This is a genomic window from Microvirga tunisiensis (assembly GCF_009296175.1).
Taxonomy (GTDB): domain Bacteria; phylum Pseudomonadota; class Alphaproteobacteria; order Rhizobiales; family Beijerinckiaceae; genus Microvirga; species Microvirga tunisiensis.
In genome coordinates, this window is sequence record NZ_VOSK01000271.1 from 1 (window position 1) to 8,429 (window position 8,429).

Sequence of the window (8,429 nt, forward strand, 5' to 3'; positions counted from 1 at the left end):
GACCAGTTGGCGCATCGCCTTCTGGGACAGGGGCTTGGCGGAATCAGAGGATGGCGCCGACATGCATCTGTTGAATCACAGATACTCTTCTGAGGGAATCGCTCGCCCCCCAAACTGCCCCGATCACTGCAAAGCTACGCTCCCTTGGCAAGGCTAAGCTGTTGACAAAGTTAGGGCCACAATCATTTGCGCGTACTAAATATGGGATATTCTATGATCTGATATGAGGCCGATTGTGGTCCTTCAAGATCGTTCCCACGCGGCACTCTCCTTAGTCGTTCAAGGTGAGCCGCTTTGAGGTTCTCAGCGGTGGTTTGGCCAGCAGATGGATCCAAGAAGCCCTTATTCTAAGCCATTTCAGGGGGCCTGTAGGAAAGCCCTCCTCTGCCCCGCTGGTTAACAAACTGGCTTGAGAGACGTTTGCAAACGATCAATTGAACGCAGCGTCTAACTATGTACAGAATATCGCCTGCGCATAGCAGTTCTTACCAGCTCGTACCCTCCCCTACTCCGCCTTTGCTGGTATTTGGCGCTCTTGGACCGGCGTGCGTGAACCGAAGGCTGATTCCGTTGAAGGTGAACACCTGCTCTATTCGCTTCTCACGTCAGAGCCCAACGGCGCGGTCGGACCAATCCATCCGAAAGCGATGCGGGTAACCCTCACCACGCCTGAGGAGTATGACATCTGGCTCAACGCGCCGACTGAAGATGCTCTGAAGCTTCAGAGACCCCTTCCCGACGAGCTCCTTGAGATCGTTGTGGAAGGGAAAAAATCTGACAAGCCGGCCGGGTCAGAGCATCTGGAGAAAATATCGTGAGGGCAGAACCATGAGCCCTGCCCTCTGCTACCATCATTCGTGAGTACTGTCCTGCTGGTGTTGAGCTTGGAAGCTGCCGTAGAGTTCGTCGAGCTTTGAGACGAGGTAATCACCAAACTCAGGGGCAAGCTTCCGATCAACCTTTAGAGTGAAGCTCTTGTGATCCTTGACGATTCGAGCAATCTTTCGGCCGGTAGGGTCGTTCCAGTAAATTGGCGTGGACTTAGAAGCCGGTATCTGTGAGGCGGGAGCATCCTGGCTGTCCGTGGAAGGACCTGTCGCACCATTTGAGCTAGTGGATGCTGCACTCTCGGAGAGGTCTGTCAGTAAGCGCTGGAAACGATCCGCGCTCTCTATGTTCCCAAATTCATCACGGCTGATGATTGATTGCGCCCGCTCCAGATTAGCCTGCTCTTGAAGGAGATCTGTGAGTTCCAGCCATCGTCCCCGTCCGATACCGGGCGCATGGCCGATCGCCTCAATAACTGTATGAGGAACCTTGTTGGGAACACTGATCAGTTTGGCGAGATTGGATTTATCGATCGAGAGAGCTTCGGTGATTGTAGCGCGCGGGAACCCGCGTTGCTCAAGGCGGAACGCGAACATTGCCTGCTCGATATAGGTCAAATCGAGGCGTGCGTTATTTTCTTGACCTTGGGCAACGACGAGTTCGTCGTCACTCATTTGCTTGACGACAGCCCGGACCTTAATTCCAAGTTGCGTAACTGCTCTCAGTCGGCGGTGACCATAGGCAACTTGGTAGTGACCAAGCTTGGTCGGATGAGGACGGACGAGGATAGGAACCTGCTGACCACGGGCTCTGATAGCCTCAACGAGTGAATCGTGGGCAGCATCAGACCCGTCCATTCGATCTCGAACGAAGGATCCTTCAATGATCTCAGGGTCGAGTTCGACGATCGCTTGGCCAGAGGCGAGCTGCGCACGTAGCTCACTTACGTCCCCTTGCGCGGACAGTACAGTCTCAAGGGCCTTGTTGATCGCGCCAACGGCGCTGTTCCCGCCGATGCTCCCTCCCTGTGCAAGGGGAGATCGCTTGCGAGGGGCCAGTGACGCGGGATGCGGCTGTACATTGTCAGCGAGGGTGGGCTTTTCGGTGGGGGCAGCAGGGTCAATCGCTCCCGAAAGCATGCTGGCGATGATTTTACGGGTCATTATGCTCTCCCCCAAGCTTTTGTGATGAGGCTCTCGATCTCAGAGTTTACGTTGTTCAGGGATTCAAACGCCCGGTCGTAAGTCGACTTCGTGAACTGCTCGCGCGAAACCTCGTAGAGGGTTTGCTTGGTGATCCCGGCATCCGAAATCGCTGTGCTCTTGAGTACCGGATAGTTCAGGACATGTTCCCCGAATCGCTCTCGCATGAACGAGACCATTTGGTTCTGTGGTCCATCGCCCGGCTCATAGCGGGTAATGAGGTACTTCAACCAGTCGTACTCGAGAGTGGCGCCGGCGTTTCTGACGACGCTCAGCAGGTCTGAGGTCATAGTTAGGAACTGGCACATAGACATGACGTCCAGCATTTGCGGATGCACTGTGACGAGCATCGCGGTGCTGGCGCATAGGGCTGATAGGGTGAGGTATCCGAGCTGCGGAGGACAGTCGATGATCACGACGTCGTAATTTTCAGCGACAGGGCCAAGTGCAATACCCATCCGCGCAAAGAAGAGCGGTTGGTTCGGATCTCGGCTCGTTAGGGCCTTGGGTGTCTCGTGCTCAAATTCCATGAGCTCGAGGTTGCCTGGAATGATGTGCAGTCCAGGGAAGTATGTTTCCTGGATCACCTCGCTGATCTCCCTGACCTCGTCATCGTAACGGATTGCGCCGTAGAGGGTTTGGTTCTCACCAACGTCGAATTCTGGTTGGAATCCATGGAGAGCGGATAGGCTTGCTTGCGGATCTAGGTCGATCGCCAGGACTCTGTATCCGCTGAGAGCCAAGTGCTGTGCCAGGTGAGCGGCCGTCGTCGTCTTGGCGCTTCCACCTTTGAAATTCACAACGGAGATGACCTGAAGGTGCTCGCTTCCTGAGCGATGCTTGACGTAGCCGCGTTCAGACTTGCCGCTTTCGTCGAGATAGGCCCGCAGTGCATTGATTTCCCCAAGACTGTAGAGTCTGCGGCCGTTAGGTGCCATTTCAGGCTCAGGCCCCTTCCCTTCTAAGGAAAGGCGCCGAAGATAGCTGTCGTTGATGCCGACGAGGCGAGCCACTTCACCCGACGTAAATTTCCGCAATGTTTTACGCGCAGTTGGGGGGTACAGCATTAGGCGCTGTTCATTCAGCTTCTCTGATAGACCGCTGGCATGCTCAGCGATCAGGTCTTCAAGTACGGTCTTCAGATCTGATTTCAATAACGCCTGGGCCACGGTTCGCCTCTCGTAGTAACGGTCTGCAGCGCGAAGAACTGCTTTCGTCCGTGAGTAGGCCGTAGAGACGTTAAAAACCTGTTAATGCGTTCACGGATACTCAGGTCGTGGTCAGCTGACCACTTAAACCTCCTGCTCCGCATCGTTCTCACCGACGCTACGAGCGAGGGAGGGTATCTGGCCCGATAGTTTGGAAATGTCGCCGGCACCTGTGGATTTGGTGGTCAGCTGACTTCAAAACCGCGACAGCCCAGGAATTTCAGGAGGACAATCGTGCTCTCAGAACGGGTGGGGAGCCCAACCAAAACAAAATGGTGGAGGCCGGCTTTCTATATGCCGGCTCACAAGGGATCCTGTGGTCAGCTGACCACAACAAGAGCATCTATGCCAGCATTTGCAGTGATATCACCTTACGATTCCTCCTGCTGGCTACTGGATCTGGAAGGCGATAGCGCGCCCAGCTTACCGCTGGTGGATCGATCCGGGGTTTGTGGTCAGCTGACCACGACCGGTAGCTCAACTTGGAGCTCTCAACTTGGAGCTACCAGGCCATGATGAGCACGAGACGAATTTGGTACGTGGACGGCTGTGCGACTGGAACCTGAGTGATCGAGCAAGGGGCCGCCGCATAGGCAACCGGCCTGCCTTCCATGATTGTCCGCCAGCCTCTACGAGGTGCTTGGTTTGGGAGATCCGTTCTGTGGTCAGCTGACCACCACATCAGCCTGGGGCCAAGCGATGCGGTGGTTGGCTGAGGTCAAAGTCCGACCCGGACCGACATGCTCTGAGCATGTTCCTGCTCGTCGTAGTACCCAGCGGCCTGCTGGACTGACTTGTGAGCTGACTGGCGCATAGCATCTACCAGTGGGATGCCATCACGTCCCGCTTGGATCATGAAGCCGGAACGTAGTCCGTGGGCGCTGAAATCTGCCGGGTCCAGCCCGGCCATCCGGCAGCGCTTCTTAAGGATGAGATTGACCGATTGCGGGGTCAGCTGGTTCGCCCTGATAGAACCATCCTTTTGGATTTCCCGGGAGATTGGGCCCGATGTGTTCTCCGCAAAAGGCATCCAGCCATGGGGGGCTACAGCAGCGCGGCCTGCGGCGAAAATGAAAGCCCCCTGCCCTGCGGTGGTCGTTTTCGTTCGCCCCAGTGCAATGCGAATGCAGGTCACGGTTGGAGACGCTGGATCGGCTGGTCGGAGCTCGACCGGATCAACCACCGTGATTTGGGAGTGCCTCAGCGTCGCAACCTCTCTGCGCCGCCGCGCCGGCCGCGAAGGCAACCAGCAGAATTGCCCGGTCGCGGATGTCGAGTGCCTTCGATCTGCCGCAGGAAGCAAGGAGCCGCTCGAGAACATCTCGGGTAACGGGCTCGCGACTCTTGCGCTGGGGTTCGCGATTTGAGACCCTCATCGCCAAACGACCGGCCTTCTTGATGCCGGGTGGTCAAACGGGGCGTCAACGCCTTTCCACTGGTGCAGGGTCGACCAGTTGGACAGCCGTCGGGATACAGTCTTGTGCGCGTGTGGTCCGTTGACTTTCAGAATCTTGCGCTGCCTGAGGTCCTCAATCACGTCGCCGGGCATCCCGTGAGCCGGATCGACAGCCTTCTGATCCGGGTCCCACATGTGATGAGCAATGAACTTCAGGACGAGCTCCGGGTCGACTGGCCATGGGAGGGGGCCTCCGGTCGCGGTGCGGCACTAAGCCTCGCGGTAGGCGAGATCAGAGGCGAGGGCACGCAGCGTGTTGGTGCCCATTCCCGTATTGGCTTAGTGCTTCAGAGTGGCGACGTCGGCATCGGTCAGGACCTCGGCATAGCGGTCGGCCGAGGACATTGGGATGATGGCCGCCAACGCGTCGAGTTGTCTTGCCCGCTTGAGCTGGTTTGCCGGACTGGACAACACTCTTTGCCCCCTCACCATAATGCGCCGTCTTCGGATATGCTTTGGCCAGTCAATGGTCGAGCCCCTCTGATTTGTGAACTGTGACTGAGCAGCCGGGCGAGGGCCCGTCCAGCGTAGAGTCGCACTCCTGCTACATTCCCGTGGTCTGTGCTGCGCCGGCAGGTAGCGAAGGAACGCCGCATGAGCTGGATTACCGATGTCGCGCCAAAGATCAAAACCCTGTTCAAGCGGGATGCGCCTGACAACCTCTGGATCAAGTGCCCGGATTCCGGGCAAGTGGTGTTCCATAAGGACGTTGAGGCCAACCAATGGGTGATCCCAGGCTCTGGCCACCACATGCGCCTGTCAGCGATCCAGCGCCTGACGCTGACCTTCGACGAGGGCCAGTGGACGGACGTGCCAGTCCCAGACGTGGACTCCGACCCGCTGAAGTTCCGAGACACCAAGCGCTACACCGACCGCCTGAAAGATGCCCGGACGAAAACCGGGTTAGCGGATGCCATCAAAGTCGGCACAGGAACCGTCGAAGGCCTGCCAATGACCGTGGCAGCCCACGACCCCGATTTTATCGGCGGCTCGCTTGGGGTGGCTGCCGGGGAGGCATTCATCAGGGGCGCCGAAACGGCAATCGAGCGAACCACGCCCTATGTGGCGTTCACCGCCTCGGGTGGAGCCCGGATGCAGGAGGGCATCCTGTCCCTGATGCAGATGGCACGAACCACGGTTCTGATCCAGCGGCTGCGCGAGAGAAAGCTCCCGTATATCGTCGTTCTCACCAATCCGACCACGGGCGGGGTGACGGCGTCTTATGCGATGCTGGGTGATGTCCATATGGCCGAGCCCGGGGCCCTGATCGGGTTTGCCGGACCACGGGTGATCGAGCAGACGATCCGCGAGCACTTACCCGACGGGTTCCAGCGGGCCGAGTTCCTGAAGGAACACGGCATGGTCGACATGGTGGTCCACCGCCATGACCTGCGCCCAACCTTGGCGCGCCTGTGCAGCCTACTCATGCGTCTGCCTGCTAAGGAGACCGGGACGACGTCTGATGCGGCGGCGGATGATGGGTCTAATCATCTTGAAGCTGACCGTGCGGCACCTTCCGATGAACAGAGTGATCTTTTGTAGGGGAGGGGCCATTCTCTCGCGAAGCCATCAGTACCGTCACCGTTTGGTTGAAGGACGAAGGCGTAGCGGCCACTATGGTTAATGAGAGGAAAACAGTCTGGAGGGGGAATGGCGCGAAACCCGGTTCGCGATGAGCGACAAGGGGACCTGTTCGGGGCACCTCCGCCACCTGCCAAACCGGTCCGCCGGACCTCCCCGCCGAGGCCGGTGCGTGAGGAGACCCGGGCGCCGGAGCCAGTGTCGTTGGGCACGCTCGGCGCGAAGGCAATCAGGCCCGAGATCGACGAACTCCTGGATGGCATGCCGGATCAGGAACTGGCCTATCTCGCGCTAGAGGCTACGCGGCTCGTGAAGCGCAGGCTCGTCCGAGGGCAGGGGAGGGGGCTCCGGCCAAAAGGCACCGGCAGAGGCAGGTCGCCTCTTGATGATGCCCTCGTTCGGATTGGGGGCGAGCTGATGGAGTTTGAGAACCCGGGCGAGACGTGGTGAGCGAATGGGAGCAGGTAGCATCCTTAAGCGGTATGGGTCGGCGAGTAGGGCGATATTGGGAAGCCTCGCCGCCAACCTGCGGAAGTCCACGAGGTTCAGGGCAGGGCGCTCGAAGCTATGGAGAACTGGCTCCAGCGGAAGCGCCGTCGCGGCTATGGAATCCGAGGCTTGTAGGTCAGTTTGACCTACCGGCGACCTGTCCACGACCTGCTGGCAGGTCATCATGATCTACCAAGGGTGGCACAAGCTATCCAAGTGTCGCACTTCGAACGCAAAATCTGGTGACAGCAGCGCGATCACTGGATGTCAGGGACTGCGAGGCCAAATTTGCGGGCCCGGTCGAGTTGGAACTTGACCGAGCTGGCCTTCCATTCTCTCCCGCCTCGTGGCGTCCGCTCTCGCATTCCTTCTAGCTGCGCGCCGATCTCACGCAGGGTGAGGTTCGGGTTAGAGATCGCAATGCCGGCAATCAGGGTCATGATGCGATCGTCCGGCGGCCGTCGTCCGGCTTTCCGTAACAACACCGGCTCAGCCATCCGCTCAGCGACCAATCGCTTGACCGCCCTCCTGAGGCTTTGATCCGTCCACCGCTGGCCTCGTGCATTCAGCACCTGCACGACATCTCGCCAGCTATGGTCCGGCCGCATCTGACGGACAACGGGAAGGAAGGAATCGGCTGCAGTCAAAAGGTCGCCCAGATAGACGCGATCGCGGGCGAGGGCGGTCTTGCGGATTGCCTCCGGCTGTCCCTCACGCAATCCGGGGTTCCCCGGCCTCTTCCCCTTGGCCACTGCCGCCTTCATGCCAGCCTTCGTGCGCTCCGAGATCAGCGATCGCTCCAGCTGAGCGACGGCGCCCAGGACCTGCAGAGAGAACACGCCTTGCGGGGTCGACGTGTCGATCGGATCCCTGAGGGATTTGAAGTGGGCGCCTTTCTCCTCAAGCGTCTCGATGACTTCGAGCAGGTGGCTGACCGACCGGGCCAAGCGATCGAGCCGGACGACCACGAGGACTTCGCCCTTCGAGATCTCGCGGATGAGCCGGGAGAGAACCGGCCGAGTTCGGGAGGCGCCGGATCCGTGTTCCTGGTGGATGACCGCGCAACCGGCAGCCTTGAGCTCATCGAGCTGAGCGTCTGTTGCCTGCTCCTCGGTCGAGACGCGGGCGTAACCAATTAGGCGTTGCCGAGTAGGGGAGGGAGCCATGTGTCAATTTCTGATGAGATTTTGGCTCTTTGTACATACTTTCCGATCGCGAGAAAAGGATCGTTTGAAAACGTTTCTCAAGCCATTTCGTTAACCAGATGTGGAGGGGAGGGCTTCTCTCAGACCTGCAAAAATGGCTTAAACACGAGGATCTTAGCGGCTCGGCTGCCACTCATTGGGGCTCCTGACCGGGGTTGATCCAAGTGGAGCAAGCGACCATTTCAGACCGGTGCTGATGCAGCTTTGAGATGCAGCCTGAATTCATCCCCTACATCGTAGTGATGGCTTGGTTTGCTTCTGTTTTTACAGCTATGCTGTTTTCTATCAAAAGCTTAGCTTATGAGGCATTGTCATAGTTCGGGACGCAGAGGGGTGATCGGGGCAGTTTGGGGGGCGAGCGATTCCCTCAGAAGAGTATCTGTGATTCAACAGATGCATGTCGGCGCCATCCTCTGATTCCGCCAAGCCCCTGTCCCAGAAGGCGATGCGCCAACTGGTC

At 58.5% G+C, this 8,429-nt stretch carries 5 protein-coding genes and 2 pseudogenes; 3 read left to right on the forward strand and 4 right to left on the reverse strand.

The annotated features are described in order from the left end of the window. Window positions 1-521: 521 nt before the first annotated feature. Window positions 522-818, forward strand: a pseudogene (locus tag FS320_RS33185) (SOS response-associated peptidase family protein); the annotation flags it as partial. Between the two features lie 33 nt (window positions 819-851). On the opposite strand, the gene repB reads toward FS320_RS33185, so the two are convergent. From repB to FS320_RS33200, 3 genes and pseudogenes are all read right to left on the reverse strand, one after another. Then, window positions 852-1,991: a plasmid partitioning protein RepB gene (gene repB / locus FS320_RS33190; protein ID WP_152716677.1), complete on the reverse strand. Its 1,140-nt coding sequence runs from the start codon at window positions 1,989-1,991 to the stop codon at window positions 852-854. Beyond that, entirely contained in the window at window positions 1,991-3,199 is a 1,209-nt protein-coding gene (gene repA / locus FS320_RS33195; protein WP_420846810.1) for a plasmid partitioning protein RepA, read from the reverse strand. The genes repB and repA overlap by 1 nt, the downstream gene beginning before the upstream one ends. Before the next feature lie 757 nt (window positions 3,200-3,956). Continuing rightward, window positions 3,957-5,126: pseudogene (locus FS320_RS33200) on the reverse strand (site-specific integrase). A gap of 162 nt (window positions 5,127-5,288) precedes the next feature. On the opposite strand from FS320_RS33200, the gene accD reads away from it, so the two are divergent. Continuing rightward, a complete protein-coding gene (accD, locus tag FS320_RS33205; RefSeq protein WP_152716678.1) occupies window positions 5,289-6,236 on the forward strand; it encodes an acetyl-CoA carboxylase, carboxyltransferase subunit beta in 948 nt (315 codons plus the stop codon). 108 nt (window positions 6,237-6,344) lie between these two features. Next, the gene (locus tag FS320_RS33210; protein WP_152716679.1) at window positions 6,345-6,725 is read left to right on the forward strand and encodes a hypothetical protein; all 381 of its coding nucleotides are present in this window, start codon (window positions 6,345-6,347) and stop codon (window positions 6,723-6,725) included. A 296-nt stretch (window positions 6,726-7,021) separates the two neighbouring features. Here FS320_RS33210 and FS320_RS33215 read toward each other — a convergent pair whose 3' ends face one another. Next, complete coding sequence (locus FS320_RS33215) at window positions 7,022-7,930, reverse strand: recombinase family protein (protein WP_152716680.1); 909 nt, start codon at window positions 7,928-7,930, stop codon at window positions 7,022-7,024. Window positions 7,931-8,429: the final 499 nt, after the last annotated feature.

Coding starts and splice junctions, on each gene's coding strand:
- repB (WP_152716677.1), bottom strand. CDS start 1,991: ATGACCCGTAAAATCATCGCCAGCATGCTTTCGGGAGCGATTGACCCT.
- accD (WP_152716678.1), top strand. CDS start 5,289: ATGAGCTGGATTACCGATGTCGCGCCAAAGATCAAAACCCTGTTCAAG.
- FS320_RS33210 (WP_152716679.1), top strand. CDS start 6,345: ATGGCGCGAAACCCGGTTCGCGATGAGCGACAAGGGGACCTGTTCGGG.
- FS320_RS33215 (WP_152716680.1), bottom strand. CDS start 7,930: ATGGCTCCCTCCCCTACTCGGCAACGCCTAATTGGTTACGCCCGCGTC.